Annotated in this window: 22 protein-coding genes and 1 pseudogene; 12 read left to right on the forward strand and 11 right to left on the reverse strand. The window is 67.7% G+C overall.

Annotated features, from left to right (window positions below):
* The first annotated feature begins 13 nt into the window (after nucleotides 1-13).
* The 4 genes from VV02_RS15480 (at nucleotide 14) to VV02_RS15495 (ending at nucleotide 4,005) form a co-directional block, all read left to right on the forward strand.
* Nucleotides 14-823 (forward strand): methyltransferase domain-containing protein, encoded by an 810-nt coding sequence (locus tag VV02_RS15480; protein ID WP_052592868.1) that lies wholly within the window; start codon nucleotides 14-16, stop codon nucleotides 821-823.
* An 84-nt stretch (nucleotides 824-907) separates the two neighbouring features.
* Entirely contained in the window at nucleotides 908-1,825 is a 918-nt protein-coding gene (locus VV02_RS15485) for an SCP2 sterol-binding domain-containing protein (protein WP_052592871.1), read from the forward strand.
* Nucleotides 1,826-1,848: 23 nt separating this feature from the next.
* Nucleotides 1,849-2,775: an SCP2 sterol-binding domain-containing protein gene (locus VV02_RS15490; RefSeq protein WP_052592874.1), complete on the forward strand. Its 927-nt coding sequence runs from the start codon at nucleotides 1,849-1,851 to the stop codon at nucleotides 2,773-2,775.
* Nucleotides 2,776-2,799: 24 nt separating this feature from the next.
* Entirely contained in the window at nucleotides 2,800-4,005 is a 1,206-nt protein-coding gene (locus VV02_RS15495) for a DUF4185 domain-containing protein (RefSeq protein WP_052592876.1), read from the forward strand.
* 9 nt (nucleotides 4,006-4,014) lie between these two features.
* Here the strand turns inward: VV02_RS15495 and VV02_RS15500 are convergent, their stop codons facing one another.
* The 7 genes from VV02_RS15500 to VV02_RS15530 form a co-directional block, all read right to left on the reverse strand.
* On the reverse strand, nucleotides 4,015-5,124 hold the full coding sequence (locus tag VV02_RS15500) for a PQQ-dependent sugar dehydrogenase (RefSeq protein WP_052592878.1): 1,110 nt from the start codon (nucleotides 5,122-5,124) through the stop codon (nucleotides 4,015-4,017).
* A gap of 81 nt (nucleotides 5,125-5,205) precedes the next feature.
* Entirely contained in the window at nucleotides 5,206-6,351 is a 1,146-nt protein-coding gene (locus VV02_RS15505) for an RNA polymerase sigma factor (RefSeq protein ID WP_052592880.1), read from the reverse strand.
* Nucleotides 6,348-6,758, reverse strand: coding sequence for a YciI family protein (locus VV02_RS15510; RefSeq protein WP_052592881.1), 411 nt, complete (start codon nucleotides 6,756-6,758; stop codon nucleotides 6,348-6,350). Before VV02_RS15510 ends, VV02_RS15505 begins: the two co-directional genes overlap by 4 nt.
* A 43-nt stretch (nucleotides 6,759-6,801) precedes the next feature.
* The gene (locus VV02_RS15515) at nucleotides 6,802-7,302 is read right to left on the reverse strand and encodes a pyridoxamine 5'-phosphate oxidase family protein (protein ID WP_052592884.1); all 501 of its coding nucleotides are present in this window, start codon (nucleotides 7,300-7,302) and stop codon (nucleotides 6,802-6,804) included.
* A 65-nt stretch (nucleotides 7,303-7,367) separates the two neighbouring features.
* The gene (locus VV02_RS15520) at nucleotides 7,368-8,195 is read right to left on the reverse strand and encodes an acyl-CoA thioester hydrolase/BAAT C-terminal domain-containing protein (RefSeq protein ID WP_083450204.1); all 828 of its coding nucleotides are present in this window, start codon (nucleotides 8,193-8,195) and stop codon (nucleotides 7,368-7,370) included.
* Nucleotides 8,196-8,223: 28 nt separating this feature from the next.
* Nucleotides 8,224-9,426 carry a DNA polymerase IV gene (gene dinB / locus VV02_RS15525; RefSeq protein ID WP_245633100.1) on the reverse strand — a complete coding sequence of 401 codons (1,203 nt, stop codon included), beginning with the start codon at nucleotides 9,424-9,426 and terminating at the stop codon, nucleotides 8,224-8,226.
* Nucleotides 9,427-9,476: 50 nt separating this feature from the next.
* Nucleotides 9,477-11,582, reverse strand: coding sequence for a DUF4185 domain-containing protein (locus VV02_RS15530; RefSeq protein ID WP_052592889.1), 2,106 nt, complete (start codon nucleotides 11,580-11,582; stop codon nucleotides 9,477-9,479).
* Between the two features lie 197 nt (nucleotides 11,583-11,779).
* Here VV02_RS15530 and VV02_RS15535 point away from each other — a divergent pair, with 197 nt between their 5' ends.
* From VV02_RS15535 to VV02_RS15550, 4 genes are read left to right on the forward strand one after another with little or no spacing between them, the layout of a single operon-like run.
* On the forward strand, nucleotides 11,780-12,331 hold the full coding sequence (locus tag VV02_RS15535; protein ID WP_052592891.1) for an isochorismatase family protein: 552 nt from the start codon (nucleotides 11,780-11,782) through the stop codon (nucleotides 12,329-12,331).
* A gap of 60 nt (nucleotides 12,332-12,391) precedes the next feature.
* Nucleotides 12,392-13,114 (forward strand): VOC family protein, encoded by a 723-nt coding sequence (locus VV02_RS15540; protein WP_052592893.1) that lies wholly within the window; start codon nucleotides 12,392-12,394, stop codon nucleotides 13,112-13,114.
* 60 nt (nucleotides 13,115-13,174) lie between these two features.
* Nucleotides 13,175-14,053 (forward strand): GNAT family N-acetyltransferase, encoded by an 879-nt coding sequence (locus VV02_RS15545; RefSeq protein ID WP_052592895.1) that lies wholly within the window; start codon nucleotides 13,175-13,177, stop codon nucleotides 14,051-14,053.
* 16 nt (nucleotides 14,054-14,069) lie between these two features.
* Nucleotides 14,070-14,714, forward strand: coding sequence for a GNAT family N-acetyltransferase (locus VV02_RS15550; RefSeq protein WP_052592897.1), 645 nt, complete (start codon nucleotides 14,070-14,072; stop codon nucleotides 14,712-14,714).
* Nucleotides 14,715-14,727: 13 nt separating this feature from the next.
* On the opposite strand, the gene VV02_RS15555 is transcribed toward VV02_RS15550, so the two are convergent.
* Nucleotides 14,728-15,468, reverse strand: a complete 741-nt coding sequence (locus tag VV02_RS15555; RefSeq protein WP_052597082.1) for a phosphotransferase family protein — start codon at nucleotides 15,466-15,468, stop codon at nucleotides 14,728-14,730.
* Nucleotides 15,469-15,549: 81 nt separating this feature from the next.
* On the opposite strand from VV02_RS15555, the gene VV02_RS15560 reads away from it, so the two are divergent.
* Both VV02_RS15560 and VV02_RS15565 read left to right on the forward strand, forming a co-directional pair.
* A complete protein-coding gene (locus VV02_RS15560; protein ID WP_052592899.1) occupies nucleotides 15,550-16,257 on the forward strand; it encodes a 4a-hydroxytetrahydrobiopterin dehydratase in 708 nt (235 codons plus the stop codon).
* A gap of 11 nt (nucleotides 16,258-16,268) precedes the next feature.
* Nucleotides 16,269-16,862: a hypothetical protein gene (locus VV02_RS15565; RefSeq protein WP_052592900.1), complete on the forward strand. Its 594-nt coding sequence runs from the start codon at nucleotides 16,269-16,271 to the stop codon at nucleotides 16,860-16,862.
* A 55-nt stretch (nucleotides 16,863-16,917) separates the two neighbouring features.
* On the opposite strand, the gene VV02_RS15570 is transcribed toward VV02_RS15565, so the two are convergent.
* The 3 genes and pseudogenes from VV02_RS15570 to VV02_RS27355 all read right to left on the reverse strand — a co-directional run.
* A complete protein-coding gene (locus VV02_RS15570; protein ID WP_052592903.1) occupies nucleotides 16,918-18,156 on the reverse strand; it encodes an MFS transporter in 1,239 nt (412 codons plus the stop codon).
* A gap of 5 nt (nucleotides 18,157-18,161) precedes the next feature.
* A complete protein-coding gene (locus VV02_RS27160; protein WP_245633238.1) occupies nucleotides 18,162-18,344 on the reverse strand; it encodes a hypothetical protein in 183 nt (60 codons plus the stop codon).
* A gap of 54 nt (nucleotides 18,345-18,398) precedes the next feature.
* A pseudogene (locus VV02_RS27355) lies at nucleotides 18,399-18,530 on the reverse strand (ClpX C4-type zinc finger protein); the annotation flags it as partial.
* A 521-nt stretch (nucleotides 18,531-19,051) separates the two neighbouring features.
* On the opposite strand from VV02_RS27355, the gene VV02_RS15580 reads away from it, so the two are divergent.
* Together VV02_RS15580 and VV02_RS15585 are read left to right on the forward strand one after the other, a co-directional pair.
* Nucleotides 19,052-20,584 (forward strand): amino acid permease, encoded by a 1,533-nt coding sequence (locus VV02_RS15580; protein ID WP_052592907.1) that lies wholly within the window; start codon nucleotides 19,052-19,054, stop codon nucleotides 20,582-20,584.
* Between the two features lie 6 nt (nucleotides 20,585-20,590).
* Nucleotides 20,591-21,322 carry a FadR/GntR family transcriptional regulator gene (locus VV02_RS15585; RefSeq protein WP_052592909.1) on the forward strand — a complete coding sequence of 244 codons (732 nt, stop codon included), beginning with the start codon at nucleotides 20,591-20,593 and terminating at the stop codon, nucleotides 21,320-21,322.
* Nucleotides 21,323-21,353: the final 31 nt, after the last annotated feature.

Consider the following 21,353-nt stretch of genomic DNA (forward strand, 5'->3'; position numbering starts at 1 on the left):
GTAGCGTCCGAAGATGTCTTCGACCGACGACTTCGCCTCGGGGAGCGCCACCTGGTTGAGCCGGCTCGACAACCTGCGCAACGTCGTACGCCAGGAGATGGTGGCGCGTCAGCTCCAGCGCCACCTGAGTCCGACGGCCCGCGTCCTCGACGTCGGTGCTGGTCAGGGCACGCAAGCACGTCGACTCGCCGAGCACGGACACACGGTCACCTGCATCGAGCCTGACCCGGACATGCGCAAGGCCTTCCAGACGGCGCTCGCGACAGCACCCGCGGACGTCGGCCGCAGGATCGAGCTGTACGCCGGTGCGCTGGGCGACCTGGACGGAGCGCTGGGGGAGCGCACCTTCGACGCAGTCCTGTGCCACGGCGTCCTGATGTACCTCCCGGAGCCGGAGTCAGCCGTACGCGAGCTCGCCACGTTCGTAGCGGCCGGCGGCATCCTCTCCCTGGTCGCTCGCAACCGGGACGCGATGGCCTGGCGGCCCGCTCTGCGCGGGCAGTGGCCGGCCGCGCTGGCCGCCCTCGACGAGCTGGACGCCGCCCGAGCGCAGGACCGCGATGCGCGCTATCGCAACGAGATCGGCGTGGACGCACGTGCCGACGACCACGAGCACCTCATCGCGCTGTGCCACGCGGCCGGACTGTCCGACGTGCAGTGGTACGGCGTACGCGTGGCCAGCGACGGCGTACCCGTCGATGAGCCTGTACCCGAGGATCCTGCGACCCTCGAGGCGCTGCTGGCGGTCGAGGAACGGCTCGGCGAGCGCGATCCTTACCGTCGACTGGGCACCTTGGTGCACGTACTGGCCAGACGTCGGTGACCGGTTCACCACGCCGCACCAAGGTATGTGGAACTCCCGGTAACACTCAAGTAGAGTGACGCGCATCACTTGAGGAGGACGTACGTGAGCGCGTTGTCAGAGCAGCTCGGGGCAGCAGATCCCGACCAGATCCGGACGTTTCTGAGCACCACGCCCGCCAGCACGCTGGCCGACCTCTTCGAGGCGACCTCGGACGAAGAGCTCCAGGAGCTGCTCGACACTCCGGGCACCCGTAAGGAGGTCGTGGCGATGCTCATGCGCCGGATGCCTGAGCTCACCGAGCCGAAGCTGCTGCGTGCGCTTGATGCGACCATCCGGTTCGAGCTGACCCACCGAGGCAAGGTCACCGAGGACCACGTGCTGACCTTCCACCGCGGCGCGGTGACCGAGGTCGAGCAGTACGACGACCCGAACGTCACGATCCGCACCACCGTCGTGCACATCATCCGGCTCGTGACGGCGCAGGAAAATGCCGCCCTGCTCGCGATCGCCGGCGACCTGACCTTCGACGGCGACGCGATCCTGGCGCTCGACCTCGCAGCCGCGTTCGCCGGCCGGGTCGGCAAGGTCGTCGCGGTGGCCGAGCTCGAGCCGAGTGACGTGGCCGCCGCCGTGAAGCGGGCCTCCGGCGCCAGTCTGCGTGCCTTCATGAGCACGTCGGCGCGAGGACTGGTCCTGACCGAGGTCTTCCGGCGCTTTCCCGACTTCATCGACGACAGCAAGAGCGCGTCGCTCGGCTCGACGATCGTCTTCCGACTCGGCGGGGCGGATGAGCCGGAACGCTATGTCGTCCGGTTCGTCGACGGCGTCTGCACCACGGCCGAAGGCGACACGGAGGAGCGGGACGCGACTATCGTCATGGACGGCGCCGACTTCCTGCGCCTGGCCACCGGCAACCTCAACATGATGAAGGCCGGTGTGCTGGGCAAGATTGCGGTGAAGGGCAACCGGGCGGCCGCCCTCGCGCTGAGCCGCGCGATGGACGTACCTCGCGCCAGCTGATCCGTTGATCCCAGGAGGCCCTGATGAACAGCATCTCCACCATGCCCGCGTCGACGGATGCGGCAGAGCTCGAGTCATATCTCACCAGTACTGCCGCCGAGCCGCTGGTCGCCGATCTGGCGGCGACTTCGGACGAGGACCTCACGTCGCTGCTGCGTCGTGCGGACGCGCGCGAGCTGCTGATCGACACGATCCTCGGGCGCTTTCCGGAGCTCGCGGTGGCCGAGCAGGTGCAGCAGATGACCGGCGTGGTCGGTCTTGAGCTCACGCTCGACGGCGATCTGGTGGAGGACCGCACCCTCGACTTCGACGGCAAGTCGGTCCAGGAGATCGATGATGCACAGGAGTGGGACGTCATCCTGTCGACCTCGGTGCTGCACTTCCTCCGCGTCGTCACCGGCCAGCAGAACGCTGCTCTGCTGGCGATTGCCGGAGACCTCACAATGGAGGGCAACGCCGAGCTGGCGATCGACCTGGCGGGCGTCTTCTCCGTGACCGGAGAGCCAGGCGTCGCCGTCGATCCGACAGCGCTGGACCCCGTCGAGGTCGCTGCGGCGGTCAAGCGGTCCACGCCGGACAATCTGCGCGCGGTGATGAGCAGCAGTGTGCGGCCGATGGTCCTCAGTGAGATCTTTCGCCGCTTCCCGGACTTCGTCGACCCGGCGAAGGCTGCCCGACTCCGTTCGACGATCGTGTTCCGACTGACCGGGCAGGAGGAGCCGGACCGCTACGTCGTGACCTTCGCCGACGGTGCGTGCGATGTGGTCGAGGGCGACAGCAAGACCCGAGACGCCACGATCATCATGGACGGAGCCGACTTCCTGCTCCTGGCGACTGGCAACCTCAACCCGATGAAGGCTGGCATCCAGGGCAAGATCGGGATCAAGGGCGACCGCGGAGCCGCGATCGCCCTCAGCCGTGCCATGGACGTACCCCGCTCTGGACGCTGACCCAGCCCGAGCTCGCAGCCACCTATGGTCAGCAAGCGCTACCGCCGGCGGGTGCTCGAACCTGTTGCAGCAGTCGGCATTGTCGCCGTCATCCTCATCGCACACGCCCCGTCGGGCCCGAATCCGTTGATCCGGCTGCCGCACCGGTCCTCGACGACGTCCGATGCCTCGGAGGAGGACGCGTCGTGGCCTCGGCTCGAGCCGGCGTGCGCTCCCGAGACCGCCGGCGCGGCACCCGCCAAGGTCACGGTCGCCGAGCTCAACCAGCTGGTCGACCATCTCGATCTCCCCTACTGGCAGGCGGCCGACATCGGCGCCAGTGGACGCCTGAGCGACAACCGTCTGGTCCTGGCTTTCGGCGACACGCTGCGCAAGCCCGACGTCGCGCCCAACCTGGTCGCGAACTCGCTCATCGTGGCCACCGGGCAGTGCGCGTCACAGGTGATGGTGCGCGACCACGGGGCGGTCATCCCCGATCGGCAGGACGGCGTCGTCTACTGGCCGACATCGCTCGTGGTGCTGCCCGGCTCCGGCTCCGACCAGGTGCTGGTGTTCACCTCACGCATCCGGCGTACGGGCAAGGGTGGCTTCGCCTTCACCTACCTCGGTGCCAGCGCAACCCGGTTCACGGTCCAGCCTGGAGGAGCACCGGTCCCGCAGGAGCAGATCGACATCACCCCTGACAGCGCGGACGAGACGCAGGTCAACTGGGGTGGTGCCGCGATGGCGGCGAAGAGCTGGTTGTACGTCTATGGCACGGGCCGCGCCACCGCCGGGCCTGGTCGATCGTTGTACGTCGCACGCGCACCGCTGAGCAATCCCGAGGACCGCTCGCAGTGGCGCTTCTGGGACGGCGACTCGTGGGACCGGTCGCCGGACAAGGTGGAGCAGATCCTTCCGTCCGACGGCGTTTCACAGACCCTGTCTGCCGACTACCTGGGTGGCCGTTATGTCCTGGTGTCCAAGCGGGGCGGGGACTTCGGCGACGAGGTCTACGCATGGTCCTCGTCATCGCCCGTCGGACCATGGCGCCGATCCAAGGGCGTCAGGGCCGAGTTCCGTGATCCCGCAGGCGGATTCCGCTATGCACCGCTCGCTCACCCCGAGGTGCCGCTGCAGTCGGGCAAGCTGCTGGTGAGTATCTCGCGCAACACCGACGACCTCGGCAAGCTGTTGCGCGACCCCCGAGTCGGGCGGCCCTACCTCGCCGAGATCGCTTGGCCACGCTGACGCCGCGCGCTAAACAGCTCTTCGAGCGGCCGGCAGCGCCGGGAACCGGATGATGCTGTCGCCCCCTCCGCCGTTCGCGGTGGCGACCCACAGCCAGCCGTCGGGCGCCTCCTCGACCGTCCGAAGACGTCCGTACGTTCCGTGCAGGACGGCAACCGGGTCTCCGCCATCGGTGAGCGGGACCTGCCAGAGCTGCTCGCCACGCAGTGCGGCGACGTACACGACATCGATGTGCACGCTGACACCTGACGGTGACGCGTCCTCCGTGTGCCACGTGGCGATCGGGTCCACATAGTCCGGGTTGTCGCCTGGCCCCTCGACGTCGGGCCAGCCGTAGTTCTTACCGGCCTCGATGTGGTTCAGCTCGTCCCAGGTGTCCTCTCCCAGCTCGCTGGCATAGAGGTCCTTGCCTGGCGTCCAGTCGAGACCCTCGACGTTGCGGTGACCGAGCGTGAAGACCGGCGAGCCGGACGTCGGGTTGTCCGACGGCACGCTGCCGTCGGGGTTGATCCGCAAGATCTTGCCGCCCAGGCTCTCGATGTCCTGGGCGTTGTCGCCATTCATGGCGTCGCCGGTCGTGACGTAGAGCATTCCGTCCGGTCCGAAGCGCAGCCGCCCGCCGTTGTGGTGCTCAGCCTTGGGGATGCCGTCCAGGATGATCTCCGGCTCCAGGGAGTCCAGCTTCACCCGCCCCACCCGGTTGTCGTCCTCAGCGGTGAAGTAGATGTAGACGAGGCCGTCATCGTTGAACGTCGGCGCGACGGCCAGGCCGAGCAGCCCGGTCTCATTCCCGTCGCCGTCGGACTTCACGCCCGGGATGCTGCCGATCCGCTCGACCGCACCGCCAGCCTTCACGCTGAACATCTCGGCGGTGTCGCGCTGGTTGAACAGGGCCGTCGTCGCGTCGGTTCCTGTCGAGGCCGGGTAGAAGTCCAGGCCCCACGGGTAGTCCAGTCCTTCGGCGACGATGTCCGGCTTGTCGAATTCGAAGTACTGCGGGATGGCCGTGACGCGGGAGCGTGCGGCGGAGGATGCGGCTGGGGCGCTGGTCGCGAGTGTCACAGCTCCGGCGCCGAGCACGAAGGTCCGACGGGTGATGAGGGCTGCTGGGCGCTTCATGAGGACTCCTTGGGATCGAAGAGCTCAACCGACCGTATTGAGCGCGGCAGGGACCGGTCCCAATGCGGCGACGCACAACGCTCAGCCGCGCAGCTGGGCGTTCAGCCGTGCAGCCTCTCTCATGAGATGGTCGCGTTCGGGGATGCTCGGCGCTGATCCGGCGGCATCGGCGTAGAGCCGTGCAGCCGTAGCCGGGTCGCCGTCACGCTCGTGCAGGTAGGCCGCGACAGCGGTGTAGCGGGGGAGTGCGGGATCGAGCTCCGCCAGGGCCGCCAGGCCGGCTCGCGGCCCATCGGCCTCGCCCACCGCGACGGCTCGGTTGAGGCGCGCCACCGGACTGTCCGTGAGGCGTACGAGCTCGTCGTACCACTCGACGATCTGGACCCAGTCGGTCTCCTCAGCGGTCTGGGCATCGGCGTGCAGCGCGGCGATGGCTGCCTGGGCCTGGAACTGGCCCAGCCGGTCGCCGACGAGGGCCGTCTGGAGGATGTCGACGCCCTCGGCGATCAGACCGGTATCCCAGAGACGGCGATCCTGGTCGGCCAAGGTCACGAGGCTGCCGTCAGTCGTGGTCCGCGCTGGACGCCGGGCGTGGTGCAGCAGCATCAGCGCGAGGAGGCCTGCGACCTCCTCGTCATGGAACCTGGCCGCCAGCTGGCGGGTGAGCCGTATGGCCTCGGCGGCAAGGTCCACATCGCCCGAGTAGCCCTCGTTGAAGACGAGATAGAGCACGCGCAGCACCGTGGCGACGTCGCCGGTCTCGGTGAACCGGGCGTCTGCGACGGTCCGCTTGGCGCGGCTGATCCGCTGAGCCATGGTCGCCTCCGGCACCAGGTAAGCCTGCGCGATCTGCCGCGTGGTCAGGCCGCCCACCGCGCGCAATGTGAGTGCGACGGAGGATGCCGGTGTCAGGGACGGGTGAGCGCACAGGAAGTACAGCCGGAGCGTGTCGTCCACCGCCCCGACCGGTCCGGGCATGGGCTCGTCCTCGATGCGTTCCTCGCGTCGCCGCCGGGAGGTCTCAGCGCGGGCCGCGTCGAGGAACTTGCGCCAGGAGACGGTGACCAGCCAGCCCTTGGGGTCACGTGGCAGATCATTCGGCCACAGACGTACGGCCTCGACCAAGGCGTCCTGCACGGCGTCCTCGGCGGACGCAAAGTCCGCGCCGCGCCGCACGAGGACACCAATCACCGCGGGCACGAGATCCCGCAGCAGCGACTCGTTCACTCAGTGACCGCGGCCTGCACGCCGTAGAACGGACGCACCTCGAGCCACTCGTGAAGCGACGTGCCGCCGGGGCCGGGGGCATCGGACAGCTCACTGGCCACCTGCATGGCCCGGTCCCATGACTCGACGTCGATGACGGTCCACCCGGCGATCAGGTCCTTGGTCTCGGCGAACGGACCGTCGGTCACCGGCGGTCGCCCCTCGCCGTCGGACCGTACGAAGGCGCCTCCGGGAGCCAGCGCTTGGTGCTCCACGAACTCGCCCGACTCCTCTAGCCGGGCCGCGAAGTCGCGCATGAACTGGACGTGCGCGTCGACCTCCTCCGGCGTCCACCGGTCCATCGGCGGGTAGTCCACCGTGGGGGCCGGGCCACCCCGGTAGTGCTTGAGCAGCAGGTACTTGGCCATCAGGTTCTCCTTCACGTACGCGGTCTCTTCGGGACTTCAGCGGTCAGCTCGCCTGACGCTCCGCCTGCTGCTGAAGCAGCTCCTCGACAGCGCTCGGCAGCGTCGACTCGAAATCGATCAGCTTCGCCCAGGTCGGAGTGACGACGATCCGGACCATGCCGTCGTGATAGAGCGAACGCACGCCGGCCTCCCACTCGACCCGTTGCTCGGCCGACATCTCATAGGAGCTGGTCGGCTGGAGATACTCCTGCGGGATGCCGTCGACATAGTCCAGCTCGGCCCTACCTCGGATGAGCAGGATCTTGGGCGGGTGGGCCTCGGTGTCGATCGTCAGGGCAACCATCGGGTTCGCCTTCAAGGCGTGCAGCTTCGGAGCGTTCTTGGCGGTGCACATGACCGCCTCGGAGCCGTTCCAGGCGAACGCGATCGGGATGGTGCGCGGTGTGCCGTCCTTGGCCACGTAGGCCAAGCGGGTCAGATCTCGGGCCAACAGCTCTCGACTGAGCGGTCGGTCCAGCACCTCGGTGATCTCGTTCTGTCGCATGGTCGTCGTCCTCCTCCGCCGCGCGGCCTCTCGTGGCCGCTGATGCACCAGGGACGGAGCCGGCGTCATGTTCTCGACATCCGGAGAGCGGTGAGAATGTGTGGCCACGCCAGGTGGCCAAGTGCGGCATCCGCCTCCGGTGACCCGCCCCGGGCCATCGTCTGGCCACCGCTGACGGGCGTCTCTCGGGGGAGGGGCGTCCGGTGGCCGGCGTCGGGATCGGTGACGACGGTCGTCTGCAGACCGTGCCGCGCCCTCCGGTCGAGGATCGTGGGCGCCCAGTCCATCGCTGGCCAGACCTGGTCGTCTCCGCCAGCAACGAGGACGACGTCACCAGTGATCCGCTCGACCGGGATCGTCGCCGCCGCCAGCTGGTCGGCCGATGCGGCAGCCAGGCTCTCGGCGTACAGCTCCCGATAGGCAGGCGGGTCGTCGGGCGCCTCCCAGTCATCGACGTACGGCACGAACGGCACGGGCTCACCGCCCAAGGTCCAGTGCGAGGTCTGCTGACCGTCCGGTCGTACGCCTGCCCACACCACGGGCGTCGGCGCGAAGGCCACGACGGCGTCCAGTCTCGGGTCGTGAGCCGCCACCAGCAGCGATGCCTCCGCGCCCCACGACGAGCCCATCATCACGAGGCGGTCGCACCGGGCGGCCAGGTCATCGAGTGCCGCGATGAACGTCTCGAGCGGCACGTCGTAAGGCCCGGCCTGCTGGCCGGGGCCGCCGAACCACCGGATCGACATCGCCGTGGCACCGTGTCCGGCGAGCATTCGCGCTCGCTGCTCCTCGAGCCGACCACTGGACCCCGAGAGGACGAGAACGCCTGTGCCACAAGGATTCTCAGGCACGAACAGCACTCCATCGGGGGACGTCAGCGGCTGTCGCTCCATGTCAGCACGGTCTCATACCGCCGCGCGCCTAGTCGGGCAGGAGCGGGACGGATACGCCCTGGTCACGGCCGAGGAGCACAGCCCGGGTCACGATCGAGGTGCCGTAACGGTCCCGCAAGTCGTCGATGGCCGCGTCGAGCGACCCGCGGTCGACGCGGTCGAACGGCAGGGCCAGCTGCAACGGGTCGTCGTCCAGCAAGTTGCTCAACGTCAGCCCGAGCAGCGTGCAGCCGTCGCTCTCGATCAGCGGCATGGCCGCCTCAAGCAGCTCACGCCCCGCTCGCAGGATGGTCTCGGTGTGCATCGTCGCCTCGGGCAGAGTGTGTGATCGTGTGGCGCGCGAGAAGTCGTCAAACCGCAGCCGCAGCACCACCGTTCGGCACACCCGATGCGCGGAGCGCAGGCGTTTGCCGAGCCGGTCGGCGATGGCGACCAGGGTCTGCTCCAGCTCCTCGATCGTCTTCGGACGGCGACCCATCGCTCGTTGTGAGCCGATCGACCGCCGCCGGCGACCGACCTCGACCGGACGCGGGTCCCGCGCCTTGGCCAGGGCGTGCAGGTGGCGCCCGGAAGCCTGCCCGACCACGGACGTGAGTCGAGCCTCCGGAAGCGCGGCGAGCTGACCGATGGTGGCAATCCCTCGCTCGTGCAGGGTGCGAGCGGTGACCTCGCCGACACCCCAGAGTCGCTCGATCGGCAACGGGTGCAGGAAGTCGAGCTCAGTGCCGGCCGGAACGACCAGCAGGCCGTCAGGCTTGGCCACTGCACTCGCCACCTTGGCGAGGAACTTCGTGGAGGCGATCCCGACGGTGATGGGCAGTCCCACCTCGTCAAGAACCCGCGCCCGGAGGCGCCGTCCGATGGCCTCGGGCGCGCCACCGATGCGACGAAGCCCGCCGACATCGAGGAACGCCTCGTCGATCGACAGACCCTCGACCAGGGGAGTGGTGTCCCGGAACAGCGCAAACACGGCCTTGCTCGCCTCGGAGTAGGCCTCCATCCGCGGTCGGACGGTCACCGCATCGGGGCACAGGAGCCGGGCACGCCGCTCATTCATGGGCGTGCTGACTCCGCGTGCCTTCGCCTCGTAGCTGGCGGCCAGCACGATGCCGCCCCCCACGAGAACCGGACGGCCCCGCAGCGACGGGTCGTCCCGCTGCTCGACCGAGGCGTAGAAGGAGTCGAGGTCGGCATGCAGGATCGACGCCTCGGCGCGAGCCTTGATGGACACGAACACATGTTCGCATGCGGGCCCGACAGGACCCGGCTGTGTCAGGGGAGTCAGCCTTCTGTGGCAGTCACGTCATCGAGCTGCAGGAACTGATCGGCACCGCTACCGGTGAACCCCACGGCGACCGTGAGAGAGGTCGCGCCGGGTGGCGCTGTCACGGTGACCTGATGCTGGACGTATCCGCCCGAGGCCGGCGCGGGAGCGGATCCCACCACAGGCGTCCCGAGTCCGCCGGTTCGTACCTCGAGCCGGCCGCCCGCCATCCCAGCCGACGACTTCGTCCACACGCCGAAGGTGTAGCGGTGCCCCGGCTGCACGGGCACGGACTGGTTGTACTCACTCCACCCGGTGCCCGATGTCCGGATCCAGCCGTTGTTCGCGCCTGTGTGGGCGAAGCCCAGACCGCGGTCGACGCCGTGACCGGTCGTCCCCTCGAACGACCAGGCGGACGGCCCGCCCAGCGACTCGAAACCAGCATCGGCGACCTGGGTCGCATAGCCGACCTTGAGCGCCGCGACGGAGGTGAACGTCCTACTGCCGCCTGGGAATCCAAGCACGCGGACACCGCTCGTCGTCGCCGGGACGAACGACAGGTCGTACGTCTTGCCCGCCCCAGCGCTCGCGTCGCCGGGGTAGGTCGGAGAGATGGTCTGGCCGGCAGCGTCGACCCACTGGCCTTGATCGTTCTTGAGCTGAACACGTGGTCGTGCCGTGAACCAGCCGCCCTGCTCGGTGACCGGCCCGGTCGTCAGCTGCACGCGGTTGACCGAGCGCGGGCTGGGCCAGGTGTAGCCCCACCAGCTCTGGCTCTTGACCTCGTCGTCGAGGTCGTCCACAGCAGTCGCGGGGTCGCCGTCGTTGAGCGCCGAGAGCGTGCCGGACCGGGACGACTTGGACACCGCGACGGCACCGGTCGCCGGCAGGGCTAGGTCGGTCGACGCAGCTGGCACGTTGCCCAGGGGAGTGGGGTCGGACGGCGTCAGCTCAAGCTTGCGCAGGCTGTAGTGGTAGACGCTGGTGCCGGCCGGCGCGCACGGACAGACATTGGACTGGACGTAGAGCGACCGACCGTCCGCGCTCATGAACTTCGACGGCATCGTCGTGCCGTAGCCGCCGTACTTCGTCGGCGCCCAGGGGTAGCCGCCGAAGTCCTTGCTCTGGAAGTGCTTCCACGGTCCCCACGGCGTCGGCGACTCGTAGAACTCGTACGTGAACTCGGTCCAGGACGCGTAGAGGTACCGCTTCAGAGGAGCGTCGTACGTCACGCCGCCCTGGCTCACGACCGAGAAGCCACGCGCGGGCTGGCTGCCGGAGTAGGTCTGCTCGTAGAGCCGTCGCCCGTCGTGCATGATCGGCTGCTTGTCTCCGATCCTCTTGCTCCACAACGGGTTTCGCTTGGCGTCAAGGCCCCGGTAGAACTGCCACGCCCCGCGGTTCTGGATCTTGGCCTTGGGCACGCGCGCCAGGAACAGGTCCTGCGGATCGGGCACGGTGTCATCGAACGAGTCGCGCCAGTTGTCATCGAGGCCGTACGCGTAGACGTAGCCGTCCGGCGCCGCCGCCTTGCCGCGACCGAAGTCAGCGAACCAGACAGTGGTGAACTCGTGGTCGGAGAACATCGGCTTCGAGCGGTCCCAGGTCCACGTGCGACCGCCGTCCACGGACTTCACGATGCTGGCCGCAGGTACGTCGTTGAAGTCGAGGGCGAGGTCCTGGACCGCGAGATAGATCGTGTTGCCGTCGCAAACCATGCCGGTCGGCTTGCGGTTGTAACCCTCGCCGCTCCAGACCGAGCCGATCTGATCGCCACGCGCGATCGTCGTACCGGACAGGCTGGGCACGGTTCCACGGATCTCACTGACGGCGATGTCGGAGAACTCACCGTCGGTACTGAAGCCCTTGCCGTCGCCGTTCGCGGAGTACAGCGTGTCGTTCGCCGCCCAGCAGGACGGCCAGAGGTCGCCGTCGCTCTTGGTCGTGACGGACTCGTGGGACTCGACAGAAGACGTCCCGATGAAGGTGCTCGGGGGCGCATCATCGCCCGTACGGCTGGCTGCGTGCCCAGGGGAGTCGGGCCGCTCGACCGCACCGGCTGACGTGGTGACGAGGGTGAGCATGATCGCCGTCGTGACGGCCGCAAGACTGGTACGCCGCATGGAGCCACCTCTGCGAGTTCGACCTCGCCTCGGTGCGAAATCGATTTCTCGAAATCTAAGGGTGACTGTCGAGTCGGTCAAGCAAGTCGCCAGAACTCGCCTCCAGATCACTCACCGGGGCCCGGGAGAGTGTCAGTACGTCCGCCTACCGTGGGGTCGTACAGGCAGGGGAGTCCGAGAGCACCAGGAGAGCGCCCATGAGCACACTGACCGATCGACCAGGCACAGCGCTGCTGGTCATCGACGTCCAGAACGATGTCGTGGCCAAGGCCCACGACCGCGACGCCGTGGTCGCCAACATCCGTAGTCTCGTCGACAAGGCTCGCGCGGCCGACGTACGCGTCGTCTGGGTGCAGCACTCGCACGACCAGATGACCCAGGGGAGCGAGGGCTGGAAGTACGTCCCGGAGCTCGTGCGTGAGGACTCAGAACCGTTGGTGCACAAGACTTTCGGGGATGCGTTCGAGGGCACCGACCTGGAGGATGTGCTGGCCTCCGGGGGTGTCGGGGGACTGGTCGTGACGGGAGCCGAGACCGATGCGTGTATCCGATCGACGATCCATGGCGCCTTCACCCGTGGCTACGACGTGACGTTGGTCGGCGACGCGCACACGACGAACGACAACAGCGAGTGGGGCGCACCGCCGCCGGAGCAGGTGATCGCCCACACCAATCTCTACTGGCAGTTCCAGGACGGGCCCGGACGCACTGCAGCAGTCACGGAGACCAAGGACGTCACCTTCGACTGATGAGGGTCGCCGGATCAATCCCGTTGCATGCCAAGAATGTGGGCGCCTAGCGTCAGTTCGGTGACCACTCATATCGTTGCCGTCTGCTTCGAAGCGAATGACCCGCGCAGTCTCGCGAGGTTCTGGGGGAGTGTCCTGGGCTGGGAGATGGCCGACGACCCCGTCGATGGGGAAGCCCTGATGCCGAACGATGACACCGGCTTCGCGATCCGCTTCGTCCCGACCGATGCGCAGAAGGCCGGCCCGAACCACATCCACTTCGATCTGACGAGCGACTCCGTGGATCACCAGCACCGGACGGTCGCGACGTCGCTCGAACTCGGCGCCCAGCGCATCGACATCGGTCAGCGTCCGGAGGAAGGCCACGACGTCCTTGCCGATCCCGAGGGCAACGAGCTCTGCGTCATCCCGCCGGGCAACAAGTTCCTCGCCGAGTGCGGATTTCTCGGAGCGGTCAACGGTGACGGTTCGCAGGAGGTTGGCTACTTCTGGAGTGCGGCGTTGGGCTGGCCACTCGTCTGGGACCAGGACGAGGAGACCGCGATCCGCTCGCCGCACGGCGGCCCGAAGTTCGCGTGGGGAGGCCCACCACTCGAGCCGAAGACCGGCAAGAGCCGGGTGCACTTCGACATCGCACCACCGGCCGACGGCGACCAGCAGGCGGAAGTTGCGCGCCTCGAGTCGCTAGGCGCTAGGCGCATCGACATCGGGCAAGGCGACGTCAGCTGGGTAGTCATGGCTGATCCCGATGGCCGCGAGTTCTGCGTGCTGACTCCGCGATAGCGCAACGCGCGGCGCAATAACCACGTGCGACCTCGCTGCGGTGCGTAGTTGGATCGGCGCATGGCGATCACTCTGCAGACCGCGACCGTTGCCTCGTTGGATGAGTTCGCGGAGGCCGTGGCGGCGTGCCAGCACGAGGGCGGGCCAGTTCAGCTCCATCCGGGTGACCTTGGCTGGAACTGGAGTCTGGGTGCCGACGAGCTGGCCCGGTCCCTTCGTGGCTGGCGTCGCGACGACGAGATCCTGGCCGTCGGCATGGTGGACGCGCCCACCGGATTGATCCGCATGGCCATCGCACCGACCGTGGACCACGACGACACCTTCGCCGAGCAGCTGGTCGCTGATCTGTCGGATCCCGAGCGAGGCGTACTGCCCGCAGGCGCCGGCTCCGTCGAGGCTCGATTCGGCACTGCGTTCCGAGATCTCTTGAGTCGCAGCGGTTGGGAGGTGGATGAGTCGTGGACCCCGTTGCGTCGTGAGCTCACCACACCGGTCGAGGACTACGGCCTCAGGATCGAGATCGTCGATGAGCACAGTGCCCAGCTGCGAGTCGCAGTGCACCAGGCCTCATTCGGCACCCAGAAGTTCACCCTCGAGCGCTGGCACGCCATGGCTGCATCCTCGCCATACCAGCGGGCGCGGTGCCTGCTCGGGTACGACCGCGATGGCGAAGCCGTCGCCGCGGCGACGGTGTGGTCAGCCGGGCAAGGACGACCGGGTCTGATCGAACCGTTGGGCGCCCATCCCGATCACCGTGGCCACGGCCACGGCAGGGCCATCACCGTGGCGGCTGCCGCGGCGTTGCAGGAGATGGGCTCATCAAGCGTGACCGTGTGCACGCCGAGCAGCAACATCGGCGGCGTGGCGGCGTACGTCTCGGCCGGGTTCGAGCAGCTCCCTGACTCCACCGACTTCCGCCGCCCGAACCCACAACCGTGAGCAGGGTGACTGACTCATGAAGAACTACCCGCTCCTCGACGTACGAATCAGCACGCCGAAGCTGGAGCTACGCGGCGCGACTGACGAGCTGTTGGACGAGCTTGCCGAGGTCGTACGCGCGGGCAAGACCCACGCCGAGCCTGCTCCGTACGACGACCCCATGTCGTTCTATGAGATCGATCCTGACGTGCGTGTTGCCAAGTGGCTCCAGGCGGTCTGGCGGCGCCGCGGCAAGGTCGAGCCGGATGCCTGGCGGCTGAACTTCATCGTGATGGTCGACGGCCGCGCGGTGGGGGAGCAGACTCTGAGCGGGGTGCAGTTCTCCACTCTCGGGACGGTGGCCTCCTTCTCGTGGCTGTCTGTCGACGAGCGAGGCCGCGGGCTCGGGCACGAGATGCGGGCCGCGATCCTGCACCTGGCGTTCGAGGGTCTCGGAGCGAAGGAAGCAGGCAGCGACGCATTCGTGGACAACGAGAGCTCCAATGCGATCTCGCGGGGACTCGGCTACGAACCCAACGGGTCGGAATGGGCGACGCGGCAAGGGGATCCGGCCCTGTTGAACCGCTGGAAGCTGACCAGGCCCACCTGGGAACAGCACCGCCGAGACGACATCCAGCTCCACGATCTCGAGGCCGGCCTGGCCGCCCTACCTCTCGCTTGAGCCAGGGGAGCGTTCACATCTGAGATCGCAGCACATCGAACTCGGCGCCCGGAGTGTCCGGGTCGAAGCCGTGCTCGATGAGCCAGCGCGCCGCGCACAGACTTCGCCATGACCACCAGGCGCGGATGACCGCGCGGTCGACGTCGATGCCGTAACCGGCAATGACGTCGTCGAGGTGCTCCTCGTGGCCTAGAGTCAAGATGGCGAGGTCGTACAGGGCGTCGCCCGGAGCGGCCTCGGACCAGTCGATCACCCCGGTGACCTGGTCGCCGTCGACGAACACGTGCGTGATCTGCAGGTCGCCGTGGATGAAGACCGGTGTCCACGGCCGGAGTGCAGCTTCGGCCACCTCGCGGTTGCGCGTGACCACGTCGGCGGGAAGGACGTCGTTGGCGACGAGCCCCTCGCATTCGTCGTCGAGCCGGGTTCTGATCTCCTCCAGGCTACGGCGGCTGGACCACGGCGGTAGGGGAGCGTCGTGCAACTTCCGGATGGCGGCACCGGCTGCAGCCCAGGCCGCCGACGACGCAGGCGACGGCTCACCCAGCCGGCCGAGTGCTGATCCGGAGAGAGCGGCCAGCGCAAGCACGGGTGGCTTCCGCCACAGGATCTCCGGCGTCGGGATCGGCGCCAGCGCCATCGCCTTGACCTCGATATCGGTGTTCGTCTGATCAGAGTCGACCTTCAAGAACACATCGCCGACGCGCAACGTTGCGCGCTCCGTATGGGCGACGACGACCTCGACCTCATCCATGGCGGTCAGCATCGCGGGATCACCACCGACATCGCCACGGGTTATCCCGCCGCGTGCTGATTCCGGGGATAGGTTCCGTCCATGGACATGCTGAAGGGCGAACAGATCGCCGCGGCCAACCTGACCGACTGGCGCAAGCTGGCCCAGGGACTGCATGCCCGCTACCTGGTTGACGACTTCAGCACCGGCGCACGGTTCGTCGCCGCGGTGGGTGAGGCGGGCGACGCGCTCGGCCACCACCCGCGGGTGTCGATCGGCGATCGGTACGTCGATCTCAAGCTGGTCAGCGACGACGCCATCTACCGCGACGATGAGGGCACCGAGTACGTCGTCGAATGGGTGACCCAGCAGGACGTCGACCTCGCGCGTCGGATCACGGAGCTCGCCGCCGACCACAAGCTCGACGCCGAACCGGGCTCGGTCAGCGACGTCGAGCTCGGCCTCGACACAGCGCACTCCGCGACCATCGCCCCAGTCTGGGCCGCGCTGCTGACCGGGAACGCCGATGCCCAAGGTCGGGGGACCCCCGGCGACGAGATCCGGGACGCCACGGAGCGCGTACCGAACCTGTGGTTTGGCGACGCCGACGAGAGCGATACATCGAGTCAGCGATTCCACGTCGAGGTCTACGTGGCGCCCGAGGTGGCGGACCAACGAGTTGCCGCTGCCGTCGCCGCGGGTGGAACCGTCGTCGACGACAGCGACGCGCCGTCGCTCACCGTGATCGCCGACCAGGACGGCAACAGGGGAGTCCTCTGCATCGACGCATCCGCTGCGAACAAGGACTGAGCCGTCGTCGTATGCCCGAGTTCTCGTGGCTTCCGGCCAATCAGGCAGCGACCGCGGACGTCGAGGCGGTGTTCGGCGCAGGCGGTGCCCGGAAGTGTCGTTGCCAGGCGCTGAAGGTGCCGGGCTGGATCTGGCGCGACACCACCCAGGAGGAGCGGGATGCCGCGCTGCTGGAGCAGACCGCCTGCGGCACCACCGGACCGACGTCCGGACTGATCGGGTACGTCGACGGCGAGGCCGCCGGCTGGGTCGCGGTCGAGCCGCGGGAGAACTATCCCCGGCTTTGGAGCCGGAAGCAGCCATGGATGCGGATGGACCCGGAGCTTGAGGCCGTCTGGTCGGTCACCTGTTTCGTCGTGCGCAAGGGCATGCGCAAGGCGGGGCTGATGTACGAGCTCGCCGCGGCCACCGTCGAGTACGGCGAGCAGGCCGGCGCGCGGGTCCTCGAGGGCTATCCGATCGAGCCGCCGCCGGGCAAGGCTGTGATTTGGGACGAGGCATCGGTCGGGTTGCTGCAGGTGTTTCTCGAGGCCGGCTACGAGGTGGTCGCTTCGCCCACTGTGCGCCGGCGAGTCGTGCGTCGACTGCTGAGCAACCATTCGTGATCATCACCGACCCCGTCCACCTAGTACGGCCAGGCACCTGTAGCTGCGAGAACCGCTAGAGCAGGTCGCCTTGCAGGGTGGTCAGCAGCGCGAGTCCGCCGACCCAGGCACCGAGGATGAGGCAGGTGGCGGGAACGGTGACCCAGGTCAGCATGGCCCCGGTGATGGCAGCGCCCGCGGGAAAGCTACTCCAGGTGATCATCCTGAACGCTGTGCCCACACGGCTCAGCAGGTGGTCCGGGGTCGCGGACAGTTGATGGCCGAGGACGGTAACGCCGAAGACCTGTGCCGTGACGACGAACACGACCAGGAGCGCGGCGATGAGCAGTAGGTGGTGGGATGCCACGCCGATCAGCACCCACACGACAGCCTGTATCCAGATGACGCCCAGGATGACCCGACCGGGGCCAAACCTTTTCGTCGTACGTGTTGCTGCAACGGAGCCGGCGACGCCCCCGATGCCGACAGCGGCGAGCACGAGGCCGGTCACTGCGGCGGAGGCCCCGGCATCCTGGGCGGCGACGATCACGACGAGCTCTGCGCCCGCCATCGCAAGTTGCAGTCCTGCCGCAGCGACGGTGTAGGTCCGCAGAACTGGCTGGGACCACAACCACCTCAGTCCGGCCGCGATCTCGGACCCCAGCGCGGACATCGGCGCGGACCGTGCCCGTCCACCGTCTGTCTGGAACTCTGATCGAACCATCCGCAACGCAACCGCGGACAGCAGGTAGCTGACCGCGTCGAGAAGGAACGGCAGGCTTCGAGAGGCTTGGTAGAGCGTTCCGCCCAGCAGCGGCGCAGCTACCGCGGTCGCCGAGCTGGTTGCCTGCTGCGCGGCGACCGCCGAGGTCAGTTGGTCGCGTGCAACCACGTGCGGTAGCGCGCCGGCGTCTGCGGCGCTGAAGAACACGAAGAGCGCCCCGCCGATGAAGCCGGCCACGTACACGTGTGCTGGATAGAGGTGGCCCCACCACATTGCTATGGGCAAGGACACGACGTTGACCGCGCGAGCGAGCTCGCAGCAGATCATGACCCGTTTGCGGTTCCACCGGTCGACCAGAGCGCCGGCGGCGAGACCGAACAGCAGGTAGGGAAGGGAGCTGACCGCGGCGACGGCACCGGCTTGCGCCGGCGAACGCGTCAAAGTGAGCATCAGCAGCGGATAGGCCAGTGTGGTCATGCCGGTGCCGAGGTCGGACAGTGTCTGGCCGCCCCAGATCAGCCGGAAGTCACGGTTGCGCCAGAACGAAGGCGACGGCGATTGAACCCTCCCGTGGTCCTGCGGGTGCGACACGGGCGTTATTCCTCGCCGGAGAAGCGTCCCCAGGCGGACTGTCGTGTCATGCCCATGGCCGCGCCGATGCGAGCCCACGCGATCCCGCGGTCACGGGCCCGTAGCACCCACTGCCTCAGGTTGGCTTCCACCTGCTCTCCGACAGCGGCCACGCGCGGCAGGTGGGCGAGCAGCTCGTCGTCGCTCATCGACTCCCACGCCGGCAGTTGAGGCCGGTCGGACCGCCGGTCCTCCGCGAGGATTCCCTCACATCTCCCGACGCACCCGTCGCAGATGTAGATGCCCGGTCCGGCGATGATCTTGCGGACCTCACGCTCGGTCCTTGCGCAGAAAGAGCATCGCACCTCGACCGGACCATCACATGTACTAGCCACGCGGTTCCCCTCCCGTCAGGTGACGCCTGACGCGTCAGGGCGCACCTTACGCATGTCAGGTGATTCCTGACAAGAGGTCCAGGCGCGTGGGTAGCCGGCTCGGAGACCTACTGCGGTGCGCAGCGCGGCGCCTGGTTTGGCCGACTTCCATGCACGCCCGGCGCCGTCGCAGTGACGATCCTTGCTGCGTTTGTGCAGGTCAGGCGCGAGGTCGGCACCTTTGGTGGGGCAGCGGTTCAGGCGGAGGCGATACGCAGACTAGTTGACATAATGTAGATTATCGGCGTTTCCGACCGCCGGCAGTCCGAAGGTCTCGAGCCCCTCCCTGCCAGCGCCGCAGAGGAACGCAGCCGCCTCTCATTTGGGAGTTTCAGGCTCGCAGCTCGCGTCCGCGCAACTCGAGAACCACGGTGTCGATCGGCGTCACCGTTGCGACCGCTCCACATAAATGGACCATAAGTAGCCCATTGACGTACTCGGCCGTCAGGTGTTTGATCCATCCAACAGAGGTGGAGGAACCCATGTCGATCGACGTCACAACTCCCGATGAGGACGCGGCCAAGCTGGCTGCCCTGGGCTACAAGCAAGAGCTTCATCGCGGGATGTCCGCGTTCTCCAACTTCGCCGTGTCCTTCTCGATCATCTCGGTGCTCGCTGGATGCATCACCACCTACTACCTCGCCATGGACGGCGGTGGGCCGATGGCGATCAACCTCGGCTGGCCGCTCTGCTCGATCATGGTGCTGTGCGTTGCGATGGCGATGGGCGAGATCTGCTCGGTCTACCCGACCTCGGGCGGCCTCTACTTCTGGGCTGGACGCCTCGCCCGGACTCACAAGCGCGAATGGGCCTGGTACACAGGCTGGTTCAACTTCATGGGCGAGGTCGGTGTCACGGCGTCCGTGGACTACGGCGCGGCTGTCACCTGGATGGCCTTCGCGAGTGAGGTGTGGGGCACCGAGGTCACACTCAAGAAGACCTTCGCCCTGTTCCTCATCTTCGTCCTCCTGCACGGCCTGCTCAACACCTTCGGCGTGAACATCGTCAAGATCCTGTCATCGGTCAGCGCCTGGTGGCACCTGGCCGGCGTTGGGTTCATCGTCGTCGTACTGGCCTTCGTCCCCGACCATCACCAGTCGGCGAGCTATGTGTTCACCCACACCAACAACGGGCTCGGCTTCGCGGACGGACTGTTCTCGACTCCGGTCTACGCGTTCTTTATTGGTCTACTCATGGCGCAATACACCCTCACCGGCTACGACGCGTCGGCCCACATGGCCGAGGAGACGCATGACGCGACGAGGCAGGCTCCCAAGGGCATCGTTCGGTCGGTATGGGTGTCGGCGATCGCCGGGTGGATCCTGCTGATCGCCGTGACCGCAGCCATCCAGAACTTCGACAAGGAGCGGGCCAGCGCCACGGGACTCCCCCCGGCGCAGATCTTCCTCGACGCAGCCGGACGGTCGCTCGGGCTGACACTGCTCGTGATCTGCGGAGTCGCACAGTTCTTCTGCGGGATGGCCTGTGTCACCTCAAACTCCCGGATGTCGTACGCCTTCTCCCGTGACGGGGCGCTGCCCGGTTCTCGTATCTGGGCCAAGGTCAATCCCCGCACCGGCACACCGACGAACTCGATCTGGCTCTGCGTGACGTGCTCAGTGGCCCTTACCTTGCCTGCTCTCTGGAACGCGACAGCGTTCTTCGCCGTGGTCTCGGTCGCTGTGATCGGGCTCTACATCGCCTACACCGTGCCGATCTACCTGCGTCGTCGCAATCGCGAGTTCACTCAGGGCGACTGGCACCTGGGCCGCTGGTCGGCGCCGATCGGCTGGATCGCCGTGGCGTGGGTGGCGTTCATCGTTGTGATGTTCATGCTGCCGCAGTACTCCCCCGGCACGATCGGCGACAAGACGTTCAACTATGCGCCGGTCGCGGTTGTCGGCGTGCTGCTGTTTGCCAGCGTGATGTGGCTGGTCACGGGCCGAAAGCACTTCATGCGCGACGTCCCAGAGGGTCACGACACTCGCCCCGCCGCCGAGCTGCTGGAGGACTGACCCGTCGTGACCGCCGCCACCCACCCCGTCCCCGCCCTGTCGCAGGTGATCCTGCAGCCGACCGGCAACAACGTGTTCGAGGCGACGGTCGGCCAGCTCGCCACCGCGATCCGTCTCGGCGTGTTCGCCGATGGGGAGCAGCTGCCGCCCGAGAGGGAGCTCGCCGAACAGCTGTCCGTCAGCAGGATGACACTCCGAGATGCGATCAGTGCGTTGCGCGAGGCCGGCCTCGTGGAGACCCGGCGGGGACGTGGCGGGGGCACCGTGGTGACGTACGACGGGCCGGCGGCACCCACTGCGCCCGACACCGAGGCAGCATCTCCGCAGCGCCTGAACGACGTGCTCAGCTTTCGTCGAGTCGTCGAGTCCGGCGCGGCCGAGCTGGCGGCCGACCAGGCGCTCGACGGGTCGCAGCGCGCCTGGCTGGTCGAGTGTGTCGACCATGCCGCCGCAACGGTCGGCTCCCCCGCATACCGGGTCGCCGACGCGCGGCTGCACCTGGCGGTCGCGTCGCTGTGCGGGAGCTCGATGCTGATCAGTGCGGTCCGACAGGCACAGGCGGCGCTCGGCGAGATGCTCGCGTTGATCCCGGTCCTGCCGCGCAACATCGAGCACTCGCAGACGCAGCACGATGCCGTCGTGAGGTGCATTCTCGCGGGCGATGCGGCCGGCGCGCGCGAAGCCATGATCGAGCACTGCGACGCCACGGCCGAGCTACTGCAGGGACTACTGGGATGAAGGAGCTCCGATGACCGCAACGCCACCGAGA

Origin of the sequence: Luteipulveratus mongoliensis, assembly GCF_001190945.1 — a bacterium.
GTDB classification, from domain to species: domain Bacteria; phylum Actinomycetota; class Actinomycetes; order Actinomycetales; family Dermatophilaceae; genus Luteipulveratus; species Luteipulveratus mongoliensis.

Bases quoted from the DNA above. Each gene is read 5' to 3' on its own strand.
- VV02_RS15535 (WP_052592891.1), top strand. From the start codon at position 11,780: ATGAGCACACTGACCGATCGACCAGGCACAGCGCTGCTGGTCATCGAC.
- VV02_RS15580 (WP_052592907.1), top strand. From the start codon at position 19,052: ATGTCGATCGACGTCACAACTCCCGATGAGGACGCGGCCAAGCTGGCT.
- VV02_RS15560 (WP_052592899.1), top strand. From the start codon at position 15,550: ATGGACATGCTGAAGGGCGAACAGATCGCCGCGGCCAACCTGACCGAC.
- VV02_RS15555 (WP_052597082.1), bottom strand. From the start codon at position 15,468: ATGGATGAGGTCGAGGTCGTCGTCGCCCATACGGAGCGCGCAACGTTG.
- VV02_RS15530 (WP_052592889.1), bottom strand. From the start codon at position 11,582: ATGCGGCGTACCAGTCTTGCGGCCGTCACGACGGCGATCATGCTCACC.
- VV02_RS15515 (WP_052592884.1), bottom strand. From the start codon at position 7,302: ATGCGACAGAACGAGATCACCGAGGTGCTGGACCGACCGCTCAGTCGA.
- VV02_RS15545 (WP_052592895.1), top strand. From the start codon at position 13,175: ATGGCGATCACTCTGCAGACCGCGACCGTTGCCTCGTTGGATGAGTTC.
- VV02_RS15490 (WP_052592874.1), top strand. From the start codon at position 1,849: ATGAACAGCATCTCCACCATGCCCGCGTCGACGGATGCGGCAGAGCTC.
- VV02_RS15495 (WP_052592876.1), top strand. From the start codon at position 2,800: ATGGTCAGCAAGCGCTACCGCCGGCGGGTGCTCGAACCTGTTGCAGCA.
- VV02_RS27160 (WP_245633238.1), bottom strand. From the start codon at position 18,344: ATGAGCGACGACGAGCTGCTCGCCCACCTGCCGCGCGTGGCCGCTGTC.
- VV02_RS15500 (WP_052592878.1), bottom strand. From the start codon at position 5,124: ATGAAGCGCCCAGCAGCCCTCATCACCCGTCGGACCTTCGTGCTCGGC.
- VV02_RS15480 (WP_052592868.1), top strand. From the start codon at position 14: ATGTCTTCGACCGACGACTTCGCCTCGGGGAGCGCCACCTGGTTGAGC.
- VV02_RS15550 (WP_052592897.1), top strand. From the start codon at position 14,070: ATGAAGAACTACCCGCTCCTCGACGTACGAATCAGCACGCCGAAGCTG.
- VV02_RS15520 (WP_083450204.1), bottom strand. From the start codon at position 8,195: ATGGAGCGACAGCCGCTGACGTCCCCCGATGGAGTGCTGTTCGTGCCT.
- VV02_RS15565 (WP_052592900.1), top strand. From the start codon at position 16,269: ATGCCCGAGTTCTCGTGGCTTCCGGCCAATCAGGCAGCGACCGCGGAC.
- VV02_RS15510 (WP_052592881.1), bottom strand. From the start codon at position 6,758: ATGGCCAAGTACCTGCTGCTCAAGCACTACCGGGGTGGCCCGGCCCCC.